We start from the raw sequence: 24,813 nt of genomic DNA on the forward strand, positions 1-24,813 counted from the left end.
ATGGAGCCTTTCCGCGATTCGAAGAAAAGCGGAAAGCCTCTGAAGGAGATTATGCCATGACATACAAGCGCGTTCTGTTTCGCTCTGCCGCCCGGGAAAAGATTCTCCGCGGTACGACCCAACTGGCGGACGCGGTGCGCGTTACGCTCGGTCCTCGGTCCAAGGCGGTGCTCATCGAAAAGAAGTGGGCCACCCCGCTTGTCTGCAATGACGGCGTGACCATAGCCAAGGAATTCGAATTGAAGGATGCGGAGGAAAATCTCGGCGCACGCATGCTACGACAGGCGGCCGAGAAAACCGGAGACATCGTCGGCGACGGAACGAGCACTGCAACTATTCTTGCCCAGGCGGTCTTCTCAGACGGGCTGCGCAATGTCGTCGCCGGCGCGAGCGCGATCGATATCAAGCGCGGGCTCGATCGAGGCTTGGCCTGCGCCGTGGACTTTCTAAGACGGAACAGTCGGCCGGTGGCGGGCAAGCGAGAGAAAGTGCAGGTCGCCACGATTTCCGCCCACAACGATACGAAAATCGGAAATCTGATAGGCGATGCCATGGAGAAGATCGGCGACGACGGCGTCATTACCGTCGAAGAGTCGAAAACAACGGAAACCATGCTTGAGGTGGTCAAAGGATTGCAGTTCGATCGCGGCTTCCTGTCGCCTTATTTTGTGACGAATAGCGAGCGGATGGAAATTGTCTTGGAAGAAGCCGCTGTTCTTCTGATCGATCGCAAGTTGAATGCGCTCAATGACTGCGTAGCGTTGCTGGAATCTGTCGCCAAGGCGAATATGCCGCTGCTGGTCGTTGCCGAAGACGTAGAAGGCGAAGCCCTGGCGACACTCATTGTCAATCAGATTCGCGGCACGCTGAAGAATTGCGCCGTGAAAGCGCCGGGCTTCGGCGATCGGCGAAAGGCCATGCTGCAGGATATCGCAATCGTAACCGGCAGCCAGGTTTTATCGGAAGATCTGGGAATCAAGCTCGACGCGGTCACACTGGATCAGCTTGGGCACGCTTCGCGTGTCGTCATAACCAAGGATACGACGACAATTGTTGGCGGCGCCGGCAGCAAGAATGCCATTGCCGGGCGCATCGATCAGCTACGCCGAGAGATCGACGAAACCTCCAGTGACTACGACAAGGAAAAACTGCGTGAGCGTCTGGCGAAATTGGCAGGCGGCGTTGCGGTCATTCGCGTCGGCGCGGCCACGGAAGCCGAGATGAAAACCAAGAAGGAAGCGCTTGACGATGCGATCAATGCCACGAAGGCAGCCGTTGCGGAAGGCATTTCTCCCGGGGGCGGCCTGGCCCTCCTGCGCTGCACGCAGGCTGTCGCGGCAGAGGAGGAACGCTGCGAAGGCGACGAACGAACAGGGGTTCAGATCTTGAGGCGCGCGCTGGAGGTGCCGATCCGACAGATCGCGGAAAATTCATCCATCGATGGCGGCGTTGTCGTCGCAAAGGTATCGGAGGGAAACGGAACCTTCGGCTACGATGCCGAGAAGAAAATCTACGCTGACATGTTCGAGACCGGTATCGTCGATCCGACCAAGGTCATTCGTGTAGCACTGGAGAACGCGGTCTCGGTTGCGAGCGTACTTCTGCTCACTGAAGCCACGATGACGGACGTCGATGATGACCTGAAGGAAAAAGGCAGCTCAGGCGAAGCCGGGCTTCAAGCCTAGCGTGAGAGCATGATGCAGAAAATGCGATCGGCTTTCGGACGATATCATGCTCTACTTCTTTGATTCTAGAGCGAATTCAGACCTTAGGTAGGGCCGACCTGAAATCATCCGGCTCTCGCCGAATGGCGGCTTCTTCTCCGGACATTTGAGATACGCACGGTGCATCATCCCGCCGATATCGATCCGGTCTCGAGCTGGCCAAGGTCTGCCCGGTCCGACAATATCTCAGCTTTGCTCGCATCGCGGATAAGAGCATATTTGACTTGTGTCGTCTTCAGATCCCGATACCAGTCCATCAATGCGCCCCAGGGGTCGGTCAGCTTCGAAAGGCCTGACAAGAATGCAACGACTGTGCCTATCTCGGTCTTTCCCGTGACGACGTAGTAGCCGCCCAGGATGAAGATGCCGACATAGCCGAGCTGGGTCATCAAATTCATCAGGAAGTTCATAACAAACTTCAATTTATATATGCTCATGTTAATGGAAAATAGCGTACGAACATGATGGGATTGAGCAGCGTTGGCTTCGGCAGAACCGATATGCTCTATCATGCCTTCGCTAATGTCGCGCATAACGCTGACCTTGCTTCCGATCCATCGGTTGATGACAGCCTGCATAATGGGAACAAAGATAATTTGCGGACAGTAGACGACAGCGATGACGAGCGCCATCAACGGCTGAAGAAAGATGAGGTATCCGCCAACGGCAGCCAGAATTCCTATCTGTAACAGCGGCTCCGAGATGCTTGTTCCGACAAAACCTCCCACGGGTTCCGCCTCGGCCAGGATAATCGAAAGCTGAATGCTCTCGGCGACAACTTCCACAGAAGATCCGTCCGGATGCGCGGAGGAAGCGAGAGCCCAGTTTCGCAGCCATCGGATTGCGACTTCGCCGATCCAGCTGCGATAGATATTGAGCAGCAGCTTTGTCAGGCCTTCAGCCGTAACAAGACCGAGGTAGCCAAATGCGAGCACCAAAATGGCATGATATGTGGCTCCTGTCGTGGCAGCATTGACGATACGCCGCTGCAGCTCAAGTGGCGCTGCTTCGACAACGAAAAGCAGGATAGAAATTGCTGCAAGGGCAAGCTGATGACGTCGCCCCACCATCAAGATAAAGCCGAGCAGGCTTCTAGGCACCTTATGCTCCCTAATTGGCGCGCAGCGCGAAACGTCGAGGCTCAAGCCCTGTGCGCTTGGATCGGTAGCAAGTCGGAACTTGCAGACCCAGCGGCAGCTCAACTTCTCAAGCTTCGGTCTGGCGCTGCAGATGGGCCTCTATTTCACCGATGGGCAACTTCGTCAGATCCTTGTTCACGACCCCTTTCATCGCGGCCTGAGCGGCCGGCGTCATATGCCGGCGCAGGAAACCGAGTGTCTTGGCCGGGGCAATCAGCACGAATTGCGCAATGGCACCGCTGCGCGCATATTCGTCGAGTTGATCGGCGACCCTGACGATAAATGCCTCTTCTGCCTTGTGATGGAGATCGGCGGTTTCGACCGAGCTGCGTGTGCCGTCCTGGGAGGCAAAGACCCGGCCGGGATGGTCCGTGCCGAGATCGTGCGTTGCCTTCAGGGGCTCGTGGAAGCTGCGGATCTCAACGAGATTGAGAAATTGCGCATCACCGTCGTTCCGCAGGAAAAGCGCCTTGGCTCCGTCACAGACGATAACCCAAGTCTTAGAAACGATTTTGAACCTGTTCATATCGCAACCCACCTATATCTTTCTCTTTTCAGGCGAACGGGCATCCCGATTTGACCTCGGCAACGGCACTCTGCAGAACGCCGATGGCTGCGAGACCTGCAGCGCCGCAGGGACGAAGACCAGCGTGGCGCAGATAGTACTCGTCCATGTTACACCGACAATTGCCGAAACGCCGACCACCCAGGGTGACAAGGCAAGCCATGCAGCCAATCCTACCCGCTCCCATTCGAGCACCTGTCGATCCCGCATATTCGTACCGGACAGCAGCATCAAACCCGTCAGAGCAAAGTTCACCGATGATACGGCCAGGCCAGGCAAATCGGGGTAAAGAAGAAGCAGAGCGACCGATGCAACGATGAGGACGGCGCCGATCGTGTCGGTGGCATAATCACTTGGATTTTGATTTCGCATATTGGCCTCCTATACTTTCCTTCTTGCGAGCCTATCGCGTCCAGACGTTTTCACATTGCGTCCGATCAATTCGACGAGACGAGAGGTTGCAGATGATCGGTCAGGGTATGGACATGGCAACGCCGATGTAGGGATCTATCCAGGTGAGGTTATCGGTGACAGCCTTCACGCCGGGCACGTTTTCGGCAAGCACTTTGGCAGCCAAGCGCTCACGTTCGTCGAAAATTGAGCCGGAAAGCTCTGCTACGCCATCCTTGACACTCACACGGATAAAGCCGTTCTGGCTCCAGCTTCTCTTGCCGAGTTCGGCAATGATGACAGCTTCGATCTCCGCATCGCTGTACGGCTTAATCTTGTCGGCAAGGATGCCTGCAAGAGCGCGCAAGAGGTCGGAACGCGTGACGATGCCGACCAGTTTTTCGCCATCCACCACCGGCAACCGCTTGATGCCGTCGCGCTCCATCATCTCGACGGCTTCTCCGGCCGAGACATTCGGAGAGATCGTCCGTACTGGCGAAGTCATGACCTCTTCGACTTTCCTGCCGTAGGCATGCACATATTCGTCCGCGAGCCGGCCCGGGCTTACGAAGAACTCCAGAAAGGCCGAGCGTTGGCGCTCCGTGTTGAGCTCGCCCCGCCGCAGGAAATCTCCCTCGCTGACGATGCCGACAACCGCGCCGCTCTCGCCGATGACGGGAAGCCCGCTTATGTGATTATCCAGCAGCAGTTTCGCAGCATCCATAATCGATGAGGACGCCTTCACAGTTATCGGTGCGGGCGTCATGATATCCTGGATAAGCATGGTCATCTCCCTTGAGTTGACGTCGAGGAAAGCTAGGCGTGGATCGGCTTTCGATAAAGCAACGCATTAATGAATAGCGCGGATGGCAAGGATGGGGGTTGATCGATGTCAAATACCAAAATCAAAGTCTGGCTGCGATCGCTTCTCGGGCGAGATTGAGAAACCGACAGAGGGATAGGGAAAGATCACTTTCCATGGCGGCCAAGCATCTCGACTTTACCGAGCCATTCCTTTCGTCTTTCCGGGCCGACCTGTTCGATCATCCCAAAGAATGTCTGGCGAACCGGTCGAATTCCCGCGAAATTCAAGATGCCGCGCCGCAAGGCGTTCGTGCCGTGGGCGCCAAAGCAGAAGCGGTAGATGGGAACCGGCATGCCCATGGTGACGATGATACGTGCGGTGCAGCCCCGAAGCAGCTTTTTGGCAATACCGCTTTCTCCATATTGAAAAGCGATCCCGGGCCGGAATACCTGTTCCAGAAAAGCCTTCAGAAGGGCCGGCATCGTGCCGAGCCACAGCGGGAAAACAAAAACGATATGTTCCGCCCATTGGATAGCTTCGCTTGCGGGGATAAGAGATTCGGGTATCGGGCCATTTTCAAACGCTTCGCGTGAGCGAAGTAATGGAAAATCCAACAGGGAAATATCCAGCCTGCGCAGCAAAAAGCCTGCTTCAGCGGCTCCTGCCGCATAGGAGTCGGCGAAAGCTCCGCAAAGATGGCCGTCATGGCCGCCGGGATGCGCCTCGATAATGAGTATATGCCGTGACAAGTTGGAGCCTCCTGCATTTCGAAGAAGAGCATCATGATCACGGGCTGCCTCCTACCGACCTTCCGCGATCGGGCCGGCCTGATCACAGCCTGTTCTTCGCTTGTCATCATCATCAATCCAGCTGATGGGGCTTTGATCTATCGCAATCCCATAGCGCCCGCAGAATGGCGGCCAAGGCAATTTTCTGGAGCGGAATCCGCGCGAGCATCCGTTCCCGGCCTACGGCTCGCCGAGCTGCGGACGCCGCCCCGTAGAGCGCGGCAGCATCGCGCATATCGAACTCGGCTCAGCATTTCGACTGAATCGGTGAGCAAAAGCGATGCTCGTGCGGAAATTTGCTCCACCTGCGCCAAATGCCGCCATTTCCGTGAGGTTTGAGCAGGATCAATGCCGTCCGCCTTCTCCAATTGCATGCTCTTCACGGCCAGAGGAGCAATTCAGATGGACAATGTGGTTGAAGCGCCATTGCGGAAGAGCGTATCCGTTCCCCCTTCAATGAACAAAACGAAGAAAAGCCGGCTGCGTTCTTTTTGGCTTACCGGCGTTGCCCTTGTTTCCGGCACGATTGCACTTCTGGTGCTTTGGGATCGCAATGAGCAGCAGCCACCTTCTTATGAAACAGCAGTCGTCGACAAGGGCGATATCAGCCGACAGGTCATGGCAACGGGCACGGTCAATCCGCAGCTGACGATCATCGTCGGCAGTTATGTATCCGGTCCCATTACGGAAATTCGTTGCGACTACAATACAGTCGTCAAAGCAGGTCAGGTCTGCGCCACGATCGATCCCCGCCCCTACCAGACCGCGGTCGATCAGGATAATGCCGACCTGTCCGCGGCCATGGCTCAACTTAAGAAAGATCAAGCCAATCTTACCTATGCGCAGTTAAATTACCACCGCAACCTTCGGCTTAAGGACGCTGATACGGTCTCTCAGGAAACGGTGGATGTCGCACGGAACCTCGTCGATCAAGCCGACGCGCAAGCCAGCCTTGATCGGGCGGCAATCGAACAGCGCAAGGCGGCGCTGTCAGCCGCCAGGATCAATCTCGATTATACGAATATTAGATCTCCGGTCGATGGGGTGGTCGTTTCACGCAACGTTACCCAGGGACAGACGGTGGCAGCAAGCTTTCAAACGCCGACGCTTTTCCTCATCGCCACCGATCTTACCAGGATGCAGGTGGATACCAATGTCAGCGAAAGCGACATCGGCGGAATCAAAGATGGCGAGGCCGTCACTTTCACCGTTGATGCGTTTCCGGATCACATCTTCAGCGGTATCGTCACGCAGGTGCGGCAATCGCCCCAGACGGTTCAGAATGTCGTAACCTTCGATGCAGTGGTAACCATCGACAATGCCGATCTTCGGCTCAAACCCGGCATGACCGCCTCCTTGAATATCGTGACCGATCAGCAAAAGCATGTTTTGCGCGTTCCCAACCAAGCGCTGCGCTTTGAACCCAAGACTTCCACCGCTCGGCATCCGGATGGCGGTAAGTTCGACCGCGTCTGGATAGAACGTGACGGCACGGTGGCGATGGTTCCGGTGAAGATTGGGATCAGCGATGAATCCTACACGGCAATTGCCGATGGTGATCTGCAGGCCGGAGACAGGGTTGTTATTGGACAGGCTGCATCACCAAGCGCATCGACAGGCTTCCATTTCCCCAGATTCTAGGTTCGTGCTGTCATGACATATCCGGTAAATCCTCCGATCATAGAACTGAAAGATATTACGAAGAGTTTTGTAATCGGCGATAGCTGGATTGATGCCGTTCGGGGTGTCACCCTTACGATAACGCGTGGTGAGTTCGTTGCGATCGTCGGTTCGTCAGGCTCTGGAAAATCGACCTTGATGTCGATTCTCGGCTGTCTCGACCGGCCGAGCGGTGGGAGCTATTTGCTTGGAGGAGCCGATGTCGGCAAACTCGGAGAGCCCGAATTGGCGGCGATTCGCAGCAAACATCTCGGCTTCGTCTTTCAAAGCTTCAATCTCTTGCCGCGTCGAAGCGCATTGGAGAATGTATGCCTGCCCCTTTACTATGCCGGAACGGGCCCGCTTGCTCGCGCAGCCATGGTCGGTCGCGCTCGCCTGTCGCTTGAACGACTGGGCCTTGGTGATCGACAGTATAATACGCCCGGGCAGCTATCTGGCGGGCAGCAGCAGCGCGTCGCCATAGCCCGTGCCCTCATCAATACTCCAGACCTGTTGTTGGCAGACGAGCCGACGGGCAATCTGGATACGAAAACGTCGCGTGAAATCATGGACGTGATCGCAGCGCTCAATCGCCGCAACGGCGTAACCGTCGTGCTCGTCACACATGAACAGGACATCGCCGCTTGCGCCGATCGTATCATCACCATGCGGGACGGCGAGATCATTTCCGATGAACGAAACCCTGTCTCACGGATGGCTGCAGATCATCATACTGCAACCCCGCGACCCGCAGCAGCTCTTGACGCTCGTTCCCAGCTCAGTACAGCACTTTCATTCTGTGTCATGGCACTCGACGCCGCCGTGGAAGCCATCATGCGCAATAAGATGCGCTCGCTTCTGACGATGCTGGGTGTCTTTATCGGCGTGGCTGCGCTCATCGTAATGGTTGCATTGGGTCAGGGCGCTAACGTAGCCGTGATGAAACAGATAGAAAGCCTGGGAACGAATGTCGTGGTGGTTTTGCCAGGAGCACTGACCAGCGGCGGGATACGCAGCGGCTTCGGCAGCGCGACCACGCTGACAGTCTCGGATGCCAAAGCGCTGTCCAGGGAGGCGCCCATTGCAAGTATCGGCTATCTCATTCGTCAACAGGGCCAGATCGCCTATGGTGGAAATAATTGGACCACCAATATTCAAGGAGTAAGCGAATCCTATGCCGCCATCACCAACTGGCGCGTCGCGGCAGGCGCGCTGATCGACAGGCAGGACGAGCAAAATGAATCATTGGTGGCGGTCATCGGCCAAACGGTCTTTCATCAATTGTTTCAAGCCGGCCAGAATCCGATAGGAGCGACGATCAGGATCAGGAATGTGCCGATGCGGATCATCGGGCTCCTCGCCGGCAAAGGGCAATCGGCGATCGGTCAGGACCAGGACGACATCGTCATGATTCCATTTACAACGGCGGAGCGGCGCGTGCTGGGTGTGGCTGCTCCGCTTCAGGCCCAAACACAGACCAATTGGGCCTATTTGCCAGCGCCAAATCCATATGGCCTGCAGCCGCGCCTGACGGGATTTGCCAATCTACTGTTCGTCCAGGCCAAAAGCGCCGATCAGGTCGGTGATGCTATTGCTGGCATCAATACAGTTCTCATGCGGCGCCACAATATCAAGAGAGCAGAAAGCAAGGACTTCGACGTTCGAAATCTCAGCCAGTTTGCCGAAACCGCCAAGAGCAGCAGCCGTATCATGGCCCTGCTTCTTGCCGCGGTTGCCTCGATTTCATTGCTGGTCGGCGGTATTGGCATCATGAACATTCTCTTGGTGTCGGTAACCGAGCGTACACGCGAGATAGGATTGCGGATGGCAGTGGGTGCACGGCGCGTGCATATCCTGCTTCAATTTCTGGCCGAGGCTGTTTTTCTCAGTGTGAGCGGAGGGCTTGCCGGGATCGGCATGGGGGTTTGCATATCCCTGATCATCTCGCAGGTCCTGAACTGGCCGGCAGTATTGTCTGCAACCGCGATCGCCGGCGGCTTTCTCTTTGCCGTTATGGTTGGGATCTTTTTCGGATATTATCCGGCACACAAGGCCGCCAGTCTTAACCCGATAGAGGCCCTTCGCTACGAATAGCGCATGATGAGATACAATCTCTTGCCTGGCGCGAAAGCGCTACGCCGCAGACCATGGCAATGGACCGATACCATTACCGCAATCGGATTTGGAAGATCAGGGAGACATGAGATGAAAGATCGACGCTGGCAAGATCATATAATATTTGTCATCGGCTTGTGGCTGATCGTATCGCCCTGGAGCCCAGGGGAATCGCATATGGCGATTTTAGAGTTGCGGAGGTTGAGAAAAAGGATTCTTTGAGGTGGCAGTTCTTTTAAGGAGATCTGCCATGTCGTGCCTTGAAGGTTATTTCGGTGGGGTGCCCGACCCGCGTGCTGCCAATGCCAGCCATCGTCTCGGCGACCTGATCGTGATGATGATTGCGGCGAGCCTTTGCGGCGCCAGTTCGGCGACGGAGTTTTCGCTGTTTGCCCAAGAGCGCCGGCAGGTGCTGTCGCGGTTGATCGATTACGATGCCGCCCCCAGCCATGACACCTTCTCGCGGCTATTGCGTCTCATGGACCCGGATGCCTTCGGCCGGGCCTTTGCCGCTTTTGCCGCTGCCTTCGCTCAAGCCCGCCAGGAGGTCGTGGCGCTCGACGGCAAGGCATTGCGGCGTGCCTATGAGACAGGCCTTGCTGCTGCCCCGCCGTTGACCGTATCGGCCTTTGCCTCGCGCACCCGGCTCTGCCTTGCAGCAGCGACGCCGGCGGCGGATGAAAACGAGATCGAAGCCGCCCTCAAAGTGATCGATCTCATTGATATAACGGACCAATTGGTCACGGCTGATGCGCTTCACTGCCACAAGCGAATGGCCACGACGATCATCGACGGTGGCGGCAATTACCTTTTGGCGCTGAAGAAGAACAGGCCAGCCTGGTACAAACGCGCCAATGAACGGCTAGTCACTGAGCGGCCCGGCCATGCCGAATGTGAAGAGACCGCCCATGGCCGGCGCGAATGGCGCCGGGCCGAAGTCGTAGCCGCCGACGAAGCTCTGATGGACGGTCACAAGGCTTTCGTGCGCATCACCAGTCGGCGCGGCGAGGCCGAGACCAAGACACGCCTATTCATGGCCTCCACCATACTGCCGCCACAACTGGCACTCGAGGTCACACGAGCCCACTGGCAAATCGAAAACGGCCTGCATTGGATACTGGACGTGCACCTGCGCGAAGACGGCAGCCGAGCCCGAAAAGGCAATGCTCCCGCCAATATCGCCCTCGTCAATCGCATCGTTAGAAACATCCTTCAGCTTGCCGATGCCGACAAGGTTCCCATCAGCCATCGCATCCGAAAATGCGCGTGGAACGATGACTATCTCATCGCGGCTATCGCCCATATGCGATAGCCCTGCCCTGGAGCCTCGGAGCTTACGGTTCCGATTCTCTTCCCTTTGGGGCAGCCGCGTGGAACTTCTTTTTCTGCGGCCTGATTGTTGCGGCCCTCGGAGGGCTTGCATATGCCTCTCGTCAGGTATGGGAGGATAGAGTGGACATCCTGCTTGGTGTCTGGCTTTTCACATCTCCATGGACTTTGCGATTTACCGACCACATGTTGCTTACCTGGAATGCTCTTCTTTCCGGGCTGTTCCTGATGATATTGGCGGGCTGGGTCCTTTGGAAAAAGCATCTCGCCAACATTTCAAAGCCTGAGTGACAACTCTGGTGGAACTTACCACACTGGCGGGCATTGCTGGCGACAGACAAAACCTTTGGGCGAACCGGAAATTCGTGGGCACTGGCGCAAGACGTTGGTTTGCTGCCGCATTAGACTTTCCTCGACATGAACCGTGACAGGCAAAATGCTCTCTTCTGCCCGGCGAGCGACAAATTCGCAATCGCCCTACGCCCCAAGGTTGAACTCTGCGTCAAAGCCTCAAACATGGTCTCTTCCGTATCATCCGAGATCATGGACTTTCGTAAATCATCAGTCGGCGAATCTCCGGAATCGGAATTATTTCACGGAATTCTGCAACTGAACATTACTGTGAAACAGTCCCCTTCGAGTATCGACAAAGAGCACCGCGATTACTGCTGCAATCATGATAACCAATACAATCGTCAGCAGATGATCGAGGGCAAACCAAAATATCCGGCGAAGGCGATCCTGTGCGTGCATCACGACGTATAATCCATAAGTTAGAGCATGACGCGCGAAAGCGTGAGCGGTTTTCGGAGGGCATCATGCTCTGCTTCGTGCCAGAGCATAATCCTGGGCGATCAACCGATCGTCAGGTGATTTTCGACGGCAGTTACGCCGGGCACCGACCAGACGGCGTGCTCCGCCGCGCTCCGCTCGCTCCATGCATGCACGGCTCCCTCCAAGGCCACTCGCCCATCCTTGATGTCGACCTGGATGCGGCTCGCGCCGACCTCTGCGTTCCGTCGCAAGGCCTCTTCGATCCGGCCTCTGATATTCGAAACCATTGCGCTTGGCCGTATGGTCAGTCGGTTGGAAACGCCGATGACACCACCAAGCTTCATGACCGCATTTTCCGCCGCAATACGCTGAAAATGCCATGGGACCTCACCGGACAGCGTCACCCAGCCATGCCGGACCTGGACATCGATGGCGCCGTCAGGCAACGCCGTATCCCATTCAATGATATCGAGCGCGCGCGACGCTATCTCATCGTCTGCGTGCATTTTGCGGCCAGGATAGCGAACCTCAATCTCATCGGCGATGGCGCGTACGCCCCGGACACGCCTGACGGCGGATGAAGCTGCCGATTTTTCAGCATAGCTGCCGACATGGCCCGAAAGGGAAACGACGCCCTTTTCCACGGCGACCCCAATATTGGCCGCATCTATGCTGGGCTCGAATTGCAATTCGTCTATGACGTCCTGGCGCAAGGCTAGATCATTCATCGTTCTTCTCCCATCAAGTAAAGTGGCTTGAGGCAAACCTCGAAAGCATGATCGCTCTTCTGCAGCGGGCGTCATTGCGTTCAATCAATTAGGCCGAATGCACCTTCCCGAGCTGCGAAGAAAAACTTGTCTCCAAATCGCTGCAGCCGGGCAGCGGCAGATCAATCTGCCAAAGACCCGTGTCGTCGGATGGCGCCAGCATTCTGAAGCCCGCCTTTCGGCAGAAGCTCAGCATTTTGAGATTGTCGGGCAGCACGGAACCGCGCAGATTTTGCAGGCCTTGCTCATTGGCAAAATTGAAAAGCTTGCCGAGCAGCGCGGTCCCCAGGCCAATCCGCTGACAGTCGCTTCGCACAAGCAGTCCGAAATCGCCGATTTCTTTGCCCTTATCGATCGCAAGCCGGGCAATCCCGACGATCTGCTCATCGGCATCAATCGCCAAAATTGCCATTTCCCGTTCGTAGTCGATATGCGTCATCCGTATGATTGCCGCTTGGGACAGCTTTGTCTGGCCAAAAAAACGAGCGCGTATGTCGGCCGGCGAAGTACGCTCCAGCATCGAGGCATAGGCCTTGGCATCACCGGGGCGGATGGGACGCAGCACGAAGGTTCGACCAGCCAAATTGACCTTTCCTACCCATTCGGCAGGATAAGGCTTTATGACGAGGCTGCGATTTGGCACCGGCTCGTATAGACGGGAAGGGTCAATCTCTATCCGTGCGTCCATTGCAACGACAGTCCCGCCTGAAACTACCAAGGGATTGATGTCGATCGCACGTATGAAGGGAAAGTCGATCGCAATTTGCGACAGGGCAAGAAGCGTCTTTTTGATGGCGTCACGATTTGCCGGCGGCACATGGCGGAACCCGCGCAATAATTTTGCAACTCTCGTTTCGTCGATGAGATCGGCAGCCAGGTCGTCGTCCAGAGGCGGCAGCGAAACCGCGATATCGCCGATTTGTTCTATGGCTATTCCTCCGGCGCCAAAGGCAATTACCGGACCGAACAGAGGATCCACGGAAAGCCCGGCAAACAATTCGATGCCACCTTCCGCTTTGATCATGGGTTCGATGACAAATCCGTCGATTTTCCCGGACAACCCAGCGTCCGATGCTCTCTTTTGCATCTCACGCGCCGCCCGGCATGCTGCAGACCGCGTACGAATGTCGAGCGCGACACCGCCGATCTCGGATTTATGCGTGATCGAACGCGACAGAATCTTTACGACGATGGACCGGTGCTTGCGAAGCATCGTGCTGGCAAGCTGTCCGACCGCCGCCACATTTCTTGCGATCGAACATTCGGCGCCCGGAATTTGATAAAGGCTCAGAACCGCCTTGGCTTCTGGCTCGGTCAGCATCGTTCGCGACTGGCTTGCCGCGGCCTCCATCACCTTCAATGCTTCTTTTCTGTTGACCGTAAGTTCCGGTGTGGCGGCGATATGGGTTAATGCCCCCTGCTGCCGTCCCCATTCGCCAAGGACATGCAGCGCAGCAATGGCATCATCGGGCATCGCATAATCCGGTATGCCGGCGGTGCGCAGAATTTGCCGGCCTTCGCGGCTGGCTCTGCCGCCAAGCAGGCATGCCAGCAATGGCTTGCGGGGCCAATCCTTTGCCCGCACCGTTTCGACGATTGCTGCCGCCGCGGCGGCCGGTTCGGCGGCCTGCACCGGACAATGCAGAACGAGGATCGCATCGACGTTGGGATCTCGGGCAACAATCCTGATGGCTTCGCTAATTCTTGCGGGCGGCGCATCTCCCAAGACATCGACAGGATTGCTTCGTGACCAGCCCGCCAGTAGGATCTCGTCCAGCTCACTCGTCGTTTGCCGGGTCAACGTTGCCAGGTGCCCGCCACGGTCAAGCAGACCGTCAACGGCCAGAACGCCGGCGCCTCCGCCATTGGTAACGAGCGCTACACGCAACGAATTCGGCGGATCGGCCTTCTGCGTGATCTCGGCTGCGGCCAGAAGTTCCGTCAAGCTTTCGACCCGAATGATTCCCGCACGCTTGAGCACCGCATCGACGGTGCGAAAATCGCCAACCAATGCGCCCGTATGGGTCGCTGCCGCTTTCGCAGCCTCGCGATGCCGGCCTGGCGCTATGACGATCAGAGGCTTTAGGCGACCGGCTGCGCGGGCAGCGGAGACGAACTTCCTCGGGTCGGGAATGGATTCCAGGTACATGACGATTGCCGCCGTCTCATGATCGGCCGCCAAAAAATCTATCGCGTCGCCTGCATCGACATCGATCATGTCGCCGAGAGAAAGCACCTTGGAAAAACCTATCGCATGATCGCATGCCCAGTCGAGAAGCGAACTGACGATGGCCCCCGATTGCGAGATTAGACCGATTTTTCCACGCTCCGCGGCAGTCAGGACAAAACTCAAATTGAGCTTCGCATCGGGGAGAATGAGGCCGACGATATTAGGTCCGAAAATGCGCAGACCATAGGGCTTTCCTGCCGCCAGTACGTCCTGCTTAAGCTCGTTTTGAAGGTTTCCGGTGACGATGGCTACGACTTTCGTTCCCTTTCGACCGAGCTCCTGGATAATGGAGACCACCGTGTGCGCGGGCGTTGCAATGACGGCGATATCGGGGGCATTCGGCAACGCAGCGACATCGGCAAAACACTTCAGTCCGAGGACAGACCCGTACTTGGGGTTGACAGGCCATACGTCTCCCAAAAAGCCGCCTTCAATGACGTTCCGGAGGATTTTGAAGCCGATGGCATCCTCCCGTACCGACGCGCCGATAATGGCAACCGATGTTGGATGCGCCAGCACCGCGAGATTGTTGATCGACATCCGGTGGCTTTCCTCTGGGTTAACGATAGACCAGAACGGGTATGTGGGCTCCGGCAATCACACCGGCGGCAACGCTTCCCAATAGCAATGAGGACAAGCCGCTTCGCCCATGTGATGCCATCGCGATCAGGTCGCAATCCAGACTTTCAGCGGTATCGACGATGGTCTTGGCAACATCGTTGCCCTTGATGACCAGCGTCTTGCAAAGGACGCCCTTGTCCGAAGCCTTGACCTTCTGCTGTGCCAGCATCGCACCGCAATTCGAAGCGGCCGTCTTTTCGTGTTGCTGCTGTTGATACAGATACTCGCTGCTATCGACGGCGAGCATGCGGAAGGGTTCGGCGACGGCCAGCAACGTGACCTCGGCGTTCATTTCAGCGGCAAGTGCTATCGCCTGGCCCGCCGCCTGCGAGGCAATTTTGGATCCATCGGTTGGAACCAGGATATGTCTGAACATCGATAGCCTCCTAGCTGAGCTTGCGGCGGACCGTCAAAGATCCGTCGACATCGACCGGCCGTTTAGCCGCCGACTTGCGGGAGAGGCCCCTTAACAACTGCAATCGGCTGCTTAGCTCGGCCGTGGCGGTCGGACGTCGCGCAAAACCGCTTGTCACATTTGCGCGACATGCTTTAGTGCCCCCAGAACACGGGCAGTTTTGCAGTTTCCAGCATCGTGCGGGTAACACCTCCGAAAACGAACTCGCGAAAACGAGAATGGCCATACGCTCCCATGACGACGAGATCGGCACGAACGTCAACCGCATGCTGGGCAAGCATCTGCGCGACACCCTTGCCTTGGCTTGAAAGCACGTCGACAGAGACTGAAACTCCATGTCGCGCAAGATAGGCCGCGACATCAGCCCCTGGCTCCTCGCCGTTCGACGAAGCCCTCTCTACGGGATCAATCATGGTCACATGAACTTCTTCCGCCGTTTTCAGCAACGGCAAAGCCTGCCGCACTGCACGGGCCGCTTCCATGCGAGAATTCCATGCCACCAATACCGACCGGGGCGCTATCGTCGCCGGTTGATCGGCGGGATTGAAAAGCAAAGCCGTCGGCGACTGGAAAAGCGCCCCATCGATCACGCGCTTGGTGAATTGAAAGTCCGCGGCCGCTTGTGCGCCAACAAGCACCAGATCGGCATAGAGGGCATGCTGGGCAATATCCTCGTCCGCCCACGCATATTCCGTGTACAGGTCTTGCACATCGTAGGATAGGCCGGACTGCTCGAGGCTGGCTTTGGCAATCTGCACCGCGTCGGCCAGTTTTGTAAGATCGCCTTCCCGCTCTTCCAGCCATGCTGCGGAAACGACTTCGCCGAAACCGCCGATCGGCGGTGGAGCTGCCATCGCAACGACCAGAACTGTGAGATGCGCCTCCGCCGCCTGACACAACGCAATAGCGTTTTTAAGGTCCTTCTCCAAATGGGTCACCCCGATAGGGGCAAGGATAGTCCTGAAATCCATCGCCTGATCTCCATGTCCAAGCACGAGCATTAGATCTCCATATTGCGATGTTCGTTTCGAACGCGCCTTGATCGACGTCAACTTTCCATCTCAATTCGCCAGCCCGGCACGATTCCGAGCGCTTGCGATGTTTTGATCAAGGACAATGCGGGTAAGGCCGCCTACCGGCAGAGTTTCTTTCGGCGGAATTGTCTCAACGGAAGGAGACTCAAATGCTTCGAACGATCATCATCGCCCTGGCCGCTCTTGGAATCGCTTACGCGAGCGTCGGTTCAGGCCAGAATTCTACAAACGCCGAACAAAAAGAACACGCGAAGAAGGTGGAGAAAAAGCCTCGCCTCGGATATGAGGATCCCTATTTCCCTCCGGCGAAGGGCCACGGCTTTTAACAGAACGACCTCGCATGCATGGCGCAGGTGTTAAGCCCTTGGGCGAGACGACTGACGGCCTCAAGTCGCCCGAGCCTCTCTGCGTGCAAGCCAGATTCCGGGCGCCATCGGCAACCAGAATGTGAGTCCGCGGAAGATAAGCGTTGCCGCAAGCGCAGTTTCGACCTGCACGCCAAAAAGATGCAGTAAAGCGACGCAAGCCCCTTCGAAAGAACCAAGGCCGAGAGGTAGCGGCGCAAGCGTCGCTATTACGGATGCAAGGACGAAGCCGATGAAGGCAGCAACTGGAGAAATTGCAACGCCAATAGATCGCAATGTCAGCCACAGCGTTACGACGTCAAGCATAAATATGGTCGACTGCAAGACGAAGGATTTGGACAGAACCCTCCAGTCTTTCACAATATCGCGCCTTATCGAAGGCATGACGTCGTATAACTGCTCCGCAAACGACCATCCGTTTGTGAATTTTGAAAAAATCCGGCCATGAGATCGGATCATGAGCAGAAGCGACCCGCTGATAGTAATAATGATGAGAGCAAATAGTATGGCCATCGAAAGCCATGCTCTACTGAAGTCGCCGTACCACCAGAGCAATATGAAGGCAGATATTGCCATAAGCAGATAGGCACCATAGTAGGATAAGGTTGCAACCAAGAGTGCTGTTGCCGCGATTGGGCCAGGAACAGACCGGTGAAGAAGACCGTGCATGACCATGATGCTGCCGCTCAAGCCACCGGTCGGCAAGGCTTGGTTTGCAAACAATTCCACGATTGCAAGACCAAGAAGGTCGAATGTCTTCTCGCGTAAGCCGGCCTTTACCAGGACAGAAGCCCAAATGGCGGCTGCGCATGCATAGGTCGTCGACTGAAGCAGGAATGCGGCGGCGAGCCAAAGCGGATCGGCCGACATGAATGCCGCGGCAAAAAGCGTGATGTCGCCACGATCAAGAACCAGAGTGACAAGAACGACAAGAAGGAGGATGCCGATCATCCAGCTGACCACGATACCGAACACGCCTTTCCTTTCGCGAAGCGACGTGAACTGGCGATCCGGCTTCCCAGCCGCACCCGGTTCGGGCCGATCAATCATCGAAGGCTCCTTTCAGCGCTATGCCGTCACGCTTTCAGGTCCGGTTCTTTCATTTTGAGTGCTGCCGCGCCGCAACGGCGTAAAATCGGCGGGAGTAATCGTCTCGCGGTCGAGCAGGAGCTTTGCGCCGGCCCGCAAATCATCGATATGCGCCGACAGCATGGTCTTGGCAGCCCTGTAGGCGGTTTCGATCATGTCACGCACGGCGACGTCCACTTCTCTCGCCGTCGCTTCAGAATAGTCCCGTTCATGGACCTCCGGATGATCTTGCGCCAGCCACTGAAGCCGCTGCGGTTCGAGAACGGCTTGGCCGACCGGGCTCATTCCAAATCGGGTAACATATTGCCGAGCTATGTCGGTCGCTTTCGCCAGATCGTCCGCAGCGCCGGTCGAGACCTCGGCAAAGATGATCTCCTCTGCGGCCCTGCCTGCGAGCAGCGCAACCATACGCTCCTGCAATTCGCTCGAGGTGATCAGAAAGCGATCTTCCGTGGGGCGCTGCAAGGTGTAGCCCAGGGCTCCGATCGAACGCGGTATGATCGAAACCTTCTGGACGGGATCGGTTTTTTCCAGTAGGGCCGCCGCCAGCGCGTGTCCCATCTCGTGATAGGCGACACGTTCCCGCTCCCTAGCGTTTAACAGGCGGCCACGCCGTTCGGAACCGGCGACGATGCGTTCCACCGCCTGCGTGAAATCGTCCGCGGTCACCATATCGGCATTCCTGCGGGTTGCACAGATTGCCGCTTCATTGACCAGATTGGCGAGATCGGCGCCGGTGAAGCCGGTCGTAAGACCGGCGATATCGTTGATCCGGACGCCGGGGGCCATTGCTATTTTCCTTACATGGACGGCGAGTATTGCGGCCCGCTCCTTGAGATCCGGCCGGTCGATGACGATCTGTCGATCAAATCGACCAGCGCGCAACAAAGCCGCATCGAGAATTTCCGGTCTGTTCGTCGCAGCCAGCAGAACGATGCCGACGCTCGGATCGAAACCATCCAATTCAGAAAGAAGCTGATTGAGCGTCTGCTCCTTTTCGTCATTGCCACCCAAACTGCCAAGGCCGGTGCGCGCGCGTCCCAATGCGTCGAGCTCGTCTATAAAGATGATGCACGGAGCCGTTGCCCGGGCCTGTTCAAACAGATCTCGCACCCGAGCGGCTCCCACACCTACAAAAAGCTCTACGAATTCCGACCCGGAAATTGAAAAGAAAGGCACGTCCGCCTCCCCTGCCACGGCACGGGCCAAAAGAGTTTTGCCGGTGCCCGGAGGACCGACGAGCAGGACGCCTTTCGGAACGCGGGCGCCGAGACGGCCATATCTATCCTTCTCCTTGAGGAACGAGACGACTTCCTTCAATTCCGCCTTGGCTTCGTCGACGCCTGCCACATCCTCGAACGTTACGCCTGTTTTGCGCTCGAGATAGACCTTGGCTCGCGACTTTCCGATCTGGATGAGCCCTCCCATGCCCTGCCTTTCCGCCATGTTTCGGAACAGAAAGAACCAGACGCCGGCAAACAGCAATATGGGAAGAATCCAGGAAAGAATTATCGAAAGAAGGCTGCTGTTCGATCCGCCCGATACCTGGACGCCGGCCTTTTCGAACGCGGCCGCGGCCGCGGGGTCGACGCGGTTGCTGACGAACTCGGTTTTTCCGTTCTGGGGCTGCTTGAACACACCCTCGATCATCGTTTCGGTCAAAGTGACCGATTGTACCTTGCCGTCGGCGACCAGCCGCATAAGATCGCTGTAGGAAACTTCCTGCACGTTGCGCGCAGCCAGCCAAAACTGGAAGATGCCGAGCAATACCATGGCCACGAAGAGATAGCCGATATTGAACCTATGCTTCTGTTCCATCCGTCTCTCCACCGCAGATTATTTTTACTGTCGCACTCCCTGGCTTCGGGCGCTTTGACGATGATCAAGACGGGCGAATTCGGCACCCGCCCGGCACCTTTTCCGCCGGGAGCAAGGCCTTCTCAAATTCCCTCTGCGATGCAGGCCGGAACTGGCTTTTCCGGTTGAAGATGGTGCAGAATTTCGCTCACGAGATCGTCAGTCCGATGCGCAGCGTTCAGCTTGTTCCAGTCCACCGGGGTTACTTCCTTCGACAGTTGCTTCGAAAGCACGTCCACCGTCGCGTCCGATACGCCTCCCTTACGCGTCTGGACACGCTGCCAAAGCAGGGCTGGGTCCGCATCCAGCCAGAAGCCGGAAAATGCGCACCTCTTCTCCGTTGCCGCGAACTCGAGCAGCTTGCGATTTTCGACCCTGTCGAAGACCGCGTCGGCGACTACGGCGCCCTCCTGCGCGAGAATGACCCGGGCGCGCCATGATATTTCCCGGTAGACCCGAACCGAAACTTCGGGGTGATACGCACTTTGAGGCAGATGTGTTTCCGGAGGCACATCATACAGGGATTTGCGGATGCGATCGCTTTCGATGACGCGGGCGCCGGGCGGCACCCCCACATGGGGCGCAAGCGCTTCGGCGAGCGTTGACTTACCCGATCCGCTGAGCCCGCCAATCGCGACAAGGCTTGCCCGCGGCAGCTGAAGGAGATTGCCTGCCAGCACGAAATAGGAGCGGGCTTCGGATGCAAGCGCCGCTCCGCGATCGCCGAGCTCCTCCGCCTGGGTGGCGACGACGTGGGCGCGCACGGCAGCGCGCACCGCCATAAAGAACGAAAGCGCGGCGAAACCGTCGTCTTCCCCGGTTTCATCGAGATATCGGTTCATGACGAGATTCGCAAATTCGGCATGTCCCCGATACCAGAGGTCCATGAGCAGAAAGGCCAGATCATATAAGATATCGCTGGTGGCAATACTGTCATTGAACTCGATGCAATCGAACAGGCAGGGTTGGCCATCAAGGAGGAAAATATTGCGCAGATGCAAATCTCCGTGACAACGCCTGACTTTTCCCGCAGCTCCCCGCCTGTCGAGCAAATCGGAAAGCGCGGCAAGCCGCTTGTTGAAGCGGATCGTCAACTCCTCGACTTCTTTTCCGGAGAAGACGTGACTGGCGGCAAAACCCGCCTCATTGATCTTGAGGACATCAGCCATATTGGCCGCGCCGCCGCGATCGCGGATGATCGGCGCCTGGCGGTGAAACTGCGTGACGGCCCTTGCAAGCGCCGTCATCATCTCTGGCGTCAATCCGTCGGACTGCGCTACACGGTCAAGCAGAAGCGACTGATCGAAACGCTTCATTTCGACAATGGTCTCGATGACCGGTCCTTCGCCATCGATGGCGAGTTCCCCGTCCGCAGCTTGCGTAACCGTGCGAACGGCAAGATAGATTCCAGGCGCGGTCGGCCCGTTGAGCTCGATTTCCTTCAGGCAGGCAGCGCGCCTCTTGTCCACGGTGGAAAAGTCCACGTAAGGCAGTAGAACGGCCCGCTTCATCTTGTAGGCGTGATCCCCGGACAAAAATATTCTGGAGATGTGCGTCTCCATCGTCTGCACCGGATCACCATGCTGCGAAAGAGCGCGCTTGAGAAAGGATGTGACCTTGAATTGGTCTTGGATGATCATCGGCCGGCCCCGCATATGGTTTCTGTGAAGTAAAACTGAAGCCGGCGGCGCTTTGTTTCATTGATGCGCATCAATGAAACAAAGCGTATGTCGATAATGATCGCAGGGGCGTCGATCGCAGGTGCAAAGGAATGCAGCCCGCTTCGCGACAGCGACTGGCCGAGGCCCTGATCCCGATCGTCCGAAAGGCGGGAGAACGAAGGAATTTATCGCTTTCGCGCAGGCGCATAGATCAGGCCGATCGTGGGACATCCGTCTTAGGACAGGTGCTTGTCGAGGCGACAGGAGGCTTGTCCTGCGTTCCGACGGAGCGCCCTTCCAGGAAGATAAGCGCGAGGCGCTCAGGATCGACGGCGTCATTGCCGCAAGCACGCCGCAACTTGCAGCGCAGATCATCAATGCCGCGTGAACCATCCTTGCTTCCGCGAGGAAGCAATTGAGCCATGTCAATGTCAACACCGAACACTGTCGTAATGTGCGTTCGTTCGAGGTATTAACAGAGGAGATTGTCTCATGGACGATATCACACTTCGCCAATTAATCCTGGATGAGCTTGAGTTCGAACCAAGCATCGATGCAGCCAATATCGGTGTTACCTCCGACAACGGCGTCGTTACTCTTTCAGGCCACGTTTCCACCTATGCCGAAAAAGAGGTTGCAGAGCGGGCGACGCGGCGCATCAAGGGTGTCAAGGCGATTGCTGTGGGTATTGAAGTCCGCCCCGCAGGGGCGCACCGGACGGCCGACGACGAAATCGCCAAACGCGCCGTCAATACCATCGGCTGGCATGTCACTATCCCGAAGGATGCGGTTCAGGTGAAGGTCCAGAATGGTTGGGTGACGCTCAATGGACGAGTGGAGTGGCAATATCAGAAGAACGCCGCGGCAGGCGCCGTGCGGGATCTGTCCGGCGTCGTCGGCGTTTCCAACCTGATCGAGGTAGCTCCTCGCGTCAGCTCGTTCGACGTCAAGAAACGTATCGAGGACGCCTTCCGGCGGGACGCGGAAATCGAGGCGCATGCCATCAACGTCAACGTTACCGACGGCACGGTGACGCTGCGCGGCAAAGTCAAGACCTGGGCGGAACGTCAAGCTGCGGAACACGCTGCCTGGTCGGCTCCGGGCGTGCGAACCGTAGAAGACCACCTTTCGATCGGCTGAGCCCGGTCGCCGGGCAGCCGGTGCAAGGCTGCTCGGCATTGATTGACTGGCCGGATGCCATTTCACCCCTGGAGCGTGATCATGAAGAAGGTTGACGACGATTTACCAGCTTGGCCATTGACCATACCACCGGAAAAAGTGTGCTTTTTCATAATGAAGGCTCGCCAATTCGATGGCAAGGACGCCTGGAGCAACGAAGGATCCTCTTCCAATCCGTCGGATGACGCCATGATCGACGTTCTGGAAGACGGCGCGGACGACCCGGTTCAGGAGGAAATCCGCAGTGCGATTTGGGCGCTCAGCATTGACGAGCAAATCGACCTTGTCACCCTGGTTTGGCTCGGACGAGGTGACGGAACTGCGCTCGACTGGCAGGAAGTGCGCGACACCGCAACAGAGGCGCATAATGGCCGCACGGCTGACTATCTCATCGGCACGCCGTTGCTTGGAGATTATCTTGAAGAAGCGCTGTCAATGTTCGGCCAGTCCTGCAAGGCGCTCGAAAGCAGCCATTTGTAAGGCCGGCGCTCCGCGGTGAACATCGGGGCGCCCAAATCTTCCTTCCTGCGGCAAACATTGCGGGCATCTCGATGCACCGTTCCGCAGGTCGCAGGGCATGAATGCGCGACCTTTGCGGATACGCTACCGAGAGTCGGCTGGGACAGGCCTGAAAGACCTCCGGCGCCACAGACGACAAGATCGGGATTTTCATTATGGATGAGTTTCGTGATCTCCTCCGCCGCGCCACCGTCCAGGTGAGCCCGGCGGAACGCATGAACGGCTCGCGTCCCCTCTTTGCTTCTTGTCAATGCAGAGCCTTTTCCTCGCCGATATCCTGCCGTTCTTCCAAGGAGGACGATGGAAATGCGCACAATCCCACTCATATGGATCCCTGGTATTCCTGGCGGAGCAAGATGCTTGCCCCATCTCCCCTTGAGGCATCAGGCAATCATCGCGCTGTCGGCAGCTCTGACCGTCCTTGTGGGTTGCTATCCAACGCATGCAACGTCTCTGACGCTCCCCTCGTTGGCGCCTATGTTGGAAAAAGTCATTCCAACCGTCGTCAGCATTTCCGTTCGCGCGCCTGCGACGTCCAGCGATGCCGCCGGCGCGACATTGCCTCAGGCGGATGGATCGCAGGAATCCTCCGTAAACGCCGTGCCCTTCACGCGGATTTCCCAAACCGTCGGCGCAGGCGTCATCGTCGATGCCGGCAATGGCTATATCCTCACGAACAACCATGTCGTTGAGGGAGCGACCGACATCAAGGTCGCGGTTGCCGACGGTTCCGCCTATAAGGGTTCCGTCATCGGCTCAGACGCGGAAACGGACATCGCCGTCGTTCAGATCAAGGCGTCGGGCCTGACGGCTGCACGGCTTGGCGACTCGAGCAAGCTGCGCGTCGGTGACTATGTGGCAGCGATCGGAAATCCGTTTGGCCTCGGACGAACAGCGACATTCGGCATAGTCAGTGCGATCGGTCGGGCAGAATTCGGAGTGGAAGGATATCAGGACATCATACAAACCGATGCTTCGCTCAATCCCGGCAATTCCGGCGGCGCCCTTGTCAATCTCAAAGGTGAGCTCGTCGGTATCAATAGTGCCATCATCGGTGCTTCGGGCGGCAATGTCGGTATCGGCTTTGCCATCCCCATCAATACTGCGCGGGATATCATGCGGCAACTGATAACCAACGGCGAAATTCGCCGTGGTCAGCTCGGCGTTGAGGTCCAGAACAACGATCCGGACATCGGAAGAGCCATTGGGATCAATGCATCCGCCGGAGCGTTGATCAGTGACGTTATATCCGGATCCCCGGCGGCAAGCGCCGGGATGAAGCCCGGGGATGTCATTGTCGCCGTCGATGAAGTCCCGATCAAAAGTGCCACCGAGCTGCACGCAAGAATAGCATCCCTTCCTCCCGGCGCATCCGTACGGATCTCGCTTGCGCGTCCTTCGGGAAGGGTTGATCTCCACACGACACTGAGTGCGGAATTCAAGGGCGACCAGGCGGCAATCTCAACCGAAGTGGAGGGTCGCGGATTGCTCGACGGCATCACTCTCGAAAAGCTCAGCCCCGACTCCGATGCGTTTGGCAAAGTCGAAGGCGCGCTTGTGTCATCCGTGATCGACAGCAGCAAGGCAGCCGGTGCCGGCTTGCTGCCTGGTGACGTCATCATCAGCGTCAACCAGCATCCGAGCCCGACGCCTCGCCTGGCTGCGGAACTCTCGCAGGGGTCTGATGAATTCGTGCTCCTGGGCATCTTCCGCGACAGCCACAAGCGCTTTCTCGTTGTGAAATAGCGCTGCGCTCCATGTGAACTGCAAAAAAAGCCAGCCGAAAGA

At 57.2% G+C, this 24,813-nt stretch carries 23 protein-coding genes; 10 read left to right on the top strand and 13 right to left on the bottom strand.

Annotation, left to right across the window (positions count from 1 at the left end; all coding sequences use genetic code 11):
* The first annotated feature begins 56 nt into the window (after positions 1-56).
* Entirely contained in the window at positions 57-1,685 is a 1,629-nt protein-coding gene (gene groL / locus Q4Q11_RS01330) for a chaperonin GroEL (protein ID WP_498568322.1), read from the top strand.
* Between the two features lie 164 nt (positions 1,686-1,849).
* Here the strand turns inward: groL and Q4Q11_RS01335 are convergent, their stop codons facing one another.
* From Q4Q11_RS01335 to Q4Q11_RS01355, 5 genes are all read right to left on the bottom strand, one after another.
* A complete protein-coding gene (locus Q4Q11_RS01335) occupies positions 1,850-2,824 on the bottom strand; it encodes an ABC transporter ATP-binding protein (protein ID WP_498568323.1) in 975 nt (324 codons plus the stop codon).
* 106 nt (positions 2,825-2,930) lie between these two features.
* Positions 2,931-3,389: a host attachment protein gene (locus Q4Q11_RS01340; protein WP_113215125.1), complete on the bottom strand. Its 459-nt coding sequence runs from the start codon at positions 3,387-3,389 to the stop codon at positions 2,931-2,933.
* A gap of 12 nt (positions 3,390-3,401) precedes the next feature.
* Complete coding sequence (locus tag Q4Q11_RS01345) at positions 3,402-3,800, bottom strand: SPW repeat protein (RefSeq protein ID WP_498568324.1); 399 nt, start codon at positions 3,798-3,800, stop codon at positions 3,402-3,404.
* Between the two features lie 100 nt (positions 3,801-3,900).
* The gene (locus tag Q4Q11_RS01350) at positions 3,901-4,602 is read right to left on the bottom strand and encodes a CBS domain-containing protein (protein WP_498568325.1); all 702 of its coding nucleotides are present in this window, start codon (positions 4,600-4,602) and stop codon (positions 3,901-3,903) included.
* 185 nt (positions 4,603-4,787) lie between these two features.
* Positions 4,788-5,372: an NAD(P)H-dependent oxidoreductase gene (locus Q4Q11_RS01355; RefSeq protein ID WP_498568326.1), complete on the bottom strand. Its 585-nt coding sequence runs from the start codon at positions 5,370-5,372 to the stop codon at positions 4,788-4,790.
* Between the two features lie 441 nt (positions 5,373-5,813).
* Between Q4Q11_RS01355 and Q4Q11_RS01360 the strand changes: the two genes are divergently transcribed.
* From Q4Q11_RS01360 to Q4Q11_RS01380, 5 genes are all read left to right on the top strand, one after another.
* A complete protein-coding gene (locus tag Q4Q11_RS01360; RefSeq protein WP_498568327.1) occupies positions 5,814-7,052 on the top strand; it encodes an efflux RND transporter periplasmic adaptor subunit in 1,239 nt (412 codons plus the stop codon).
* Between the two features lie 12 nt (positions 7,053-7,064).
* Positions 7,065-9,164 carry an ABC transporter permease gene (locus Q4Q11_RS01365; protein WP_498568328.1) on the top strand — a complete coding sequence of 700 codons (2,100 nt, stop codon included), beginning with the start codon at positions 7,065-7,067 and terminating at the stop codon, positions 9,162-9,164.
* Positions 9,165-9,435: 271 nt separating this feature from the next.
* Positions 9,436-10,497, top strand: coding sequence for an ISAs1 family transposase (locus Q4Q11_RS01370; protein WP_498568329.1), 1,062 nt, complete (start codon positions 9,436-9,438; stop codon positions 10,495-10,497).
* Positions 10,498-10,499: 2 nt separating this feature from the next.
* Positions 10,500-10,805 carry an SPW repeat protein gene (locus Q4Q11_RS01375; RefSeq protein ID WP_498568379.1) on the top strand — a complete coding sequence of 102 codons (306 nt, stop codon included), beginning with the start codon at positions 10,500-10,502 and terminating at the stop codon, positions 10,803-10,805.
* A 126-nt stretch (positions 10,806-10,931) separates the two neighbouring features.
* A complete protein-coding gene (locus Q4Q11_RS01380) occupies positions 10,932-11,279 on the top strand; it encodes a hypothetical protein (protein ID WP_498568330.1) in 348 nt (115 codons plus the stop codon).
* 89 nt (positions 11,280-11,368) lie between these two features.
* Here Q4Q11_RS01380 and Q4Q11_RS01385 read toward each other — a convergent pair whose 3' ends face one another.
* The 4 genes from Q4Q11_RS01385 to Q4Q11_RS01400 form a co-directional block, all read right to left on the bottom strand.
* Positions 11,369-12,016 (bottom strand): BON domain-containing protein, encoded by a 648-nt coding sequence (locus Q4Q11_RS01385; protein WP_498568331.1) that lies wholly within the window; start codon positions 12,014-12,016, stop codon positions 11,369-11,371.
* Positions 12,017-12,104: 88 nt separating this feature from the next.
* Positions 12,105-14,825 (bottom strand): bifunctional acetate--CoA ligase family protein/GNAT family N-acetyltransferase, encoded by a 2,721-nt coding sequence (locus Q4Q11_RS01390; RefSeq protein WP_498568332.1) that lies wholly within the window; start codon positions 14,823-14,825, stop codon positions 12,105-12,107.
* A gap of 19 nt (positions 14,826-14,844) precedes the next feature.
* Positions 14,845-15,282 (bottom strand): universal stress protein, encoded by a 438-nt coding sequence (locus Q4Q11_RS01395; RefSeq protein ID WP_498568333.1) that lies wholly within the window; start codon positions 15,280-15,282, stop codon positions 14,845-14,847.
* A 173-nt stretch (positions 15,283-15,455) separates the two neighbouring features.
* Positions 15,456-16,292: a universal stress protein gene (locus tag Q4Q11_RS01400; protein WP_498568334.1), complete on the bottom strand. Its 837-nt coding sequence runs from the start codon at positions 16,290-16,292 to the stop codon at positions 15,456-15,458.
* Positions 16,293-16,504: 212 nt separating this feature from the next.
* Between Q4Q11_RS01400 and Q4Q11_RS01405 the strand changes: the two genes are divergently transcribed.
* Positions 16,505-16,681, top strand: a complete 177-nt coding sequence (locus Q4Q11_RS01405) for a hypothetical protein (RefSeq protein ID WP_162701383.1) — start codon at positions 16,505-16,507, stop codon at positions 16,679-16,681.
* A gap of 60 nt (positions 16,682-16,741) precedes the next feature.
* Here the strand turns inward: Q4Q11_RS01405 and Q4Q11_RS01410 are convergent, their stop codons facing one another.
* The 3 genes from Q4Q11_RS01410 to Q4Q11_RS01420 all read right to left on the bottom strand — a co-directional run bounded on the left by Q4Q11_RS01410 (position 16,742) and on the right by Q4Q11_RS01420 (position 21,306).
* On the bottom strand, positions 16,742-17,770 hold the full coding sequence (locus tag Q4Q11_RS01410) for a lysylphosphatidylglycerol synthase transmembrane domain-containing protein (protein ID WP_498568335.1): 1,029 nt from the start codon (positions 17,768-17,770) through the stop codon (positions 16,742-16,744).
* Positions 17,771-17,788: 18 nt separating this feature from the next.
* Entirely contained in the window at positions 17,789-19,627 is a 1,839-nt protein-coding gene (gene ftsH, locus Q4Q11_RS01415) for an ATP-dependent zinc metalloprotease FtsH (protein ID WP_498568336.1), read from the bottom strand.
* 122 nt (positions 19,628-19,749) lie between these two features.
* The gene (locus tag Q4Q11_RS01420; protein WP_498568337.1) at positions 19,750-21,306 is read right to left on the bottom strand and encodes a bifunctional aminoglycoside phosphotransferase/ATP-binding protein; all 1,557 of its coding nucleotides are present in this window, start codon (positions 21,304-21,306) and stop codon (positions 19,750-19,752) included.
* A 513-nt stretch (positions 21,307-21,819) separates the two neighbouring features.
* On the opposite strand from Q4Q11_RS01420, the gene Q4Q11_RS01425 reads away from it, so the two are divergent.
* Positions 21,820-22,467 (top strand): BON domain-containing protein, encoded by a 648-nt coding sequence (locus Q4Q11_RS01425; protein WP_498568338.1) that lies wholly within the window; start codon positions 21,820-21,822, stop codon positions 22,465-22,467.
* Positions 22,468-22,548: 81 nt separating this feature from the next.
* Entirely contained in the window at positions 22,549-22,986 is a 438-nt protein-coding gene (locus tag Q4Q11_RS01430) for a DUF3775 domain-containing protein (RefSeq protein ID WP_498568339.1), read from the top strand.
* Here Q4Q11_RS01430 and Q4Q11_RS01435 read toward each other — a convergent pair.
* Positions 22,920-23,351 (bottom strand): universal stress protein, encoded by a 432-nt coding sequence (locus Q4Q11_RS01435; RefSeq protein ID WP_498568340.1) that lies wholly within the window; start codon positions 23,349-23,351, stop codon positions 22,920-22,922. The genes Q4Q11_RS01430 and Q4Q11_RS01435 overlap by 67 nt on opposite strands.
* A gap of 151 nt (positions 23,352-23,502) precedes the next feature.
* Between Q4Q11_RS01435 and Q4Q11_RS01440 the strand changes: the two genes are divergently transcribed.
* Positions 23,503-24,771 carry a trypsin-like peptidase domain-containing protein gene (locus tag Q4Q11_RS01440; RefSeq protein WP_498568341.1) on the top strand — a complete coding sequence of 423 codons (1,269 nt, stop codon included), beginning with the start codon at positions 23,503-23,505 and terminating at the stop codon, positions 24,769-24,771.
* The last annotated feature ends 42 nt before the right edge of the window (positions 24,772-24,813 follow it).

Source organism: Rhizobium sp. UFLA01-1127 (assembly GCF_059803845.1).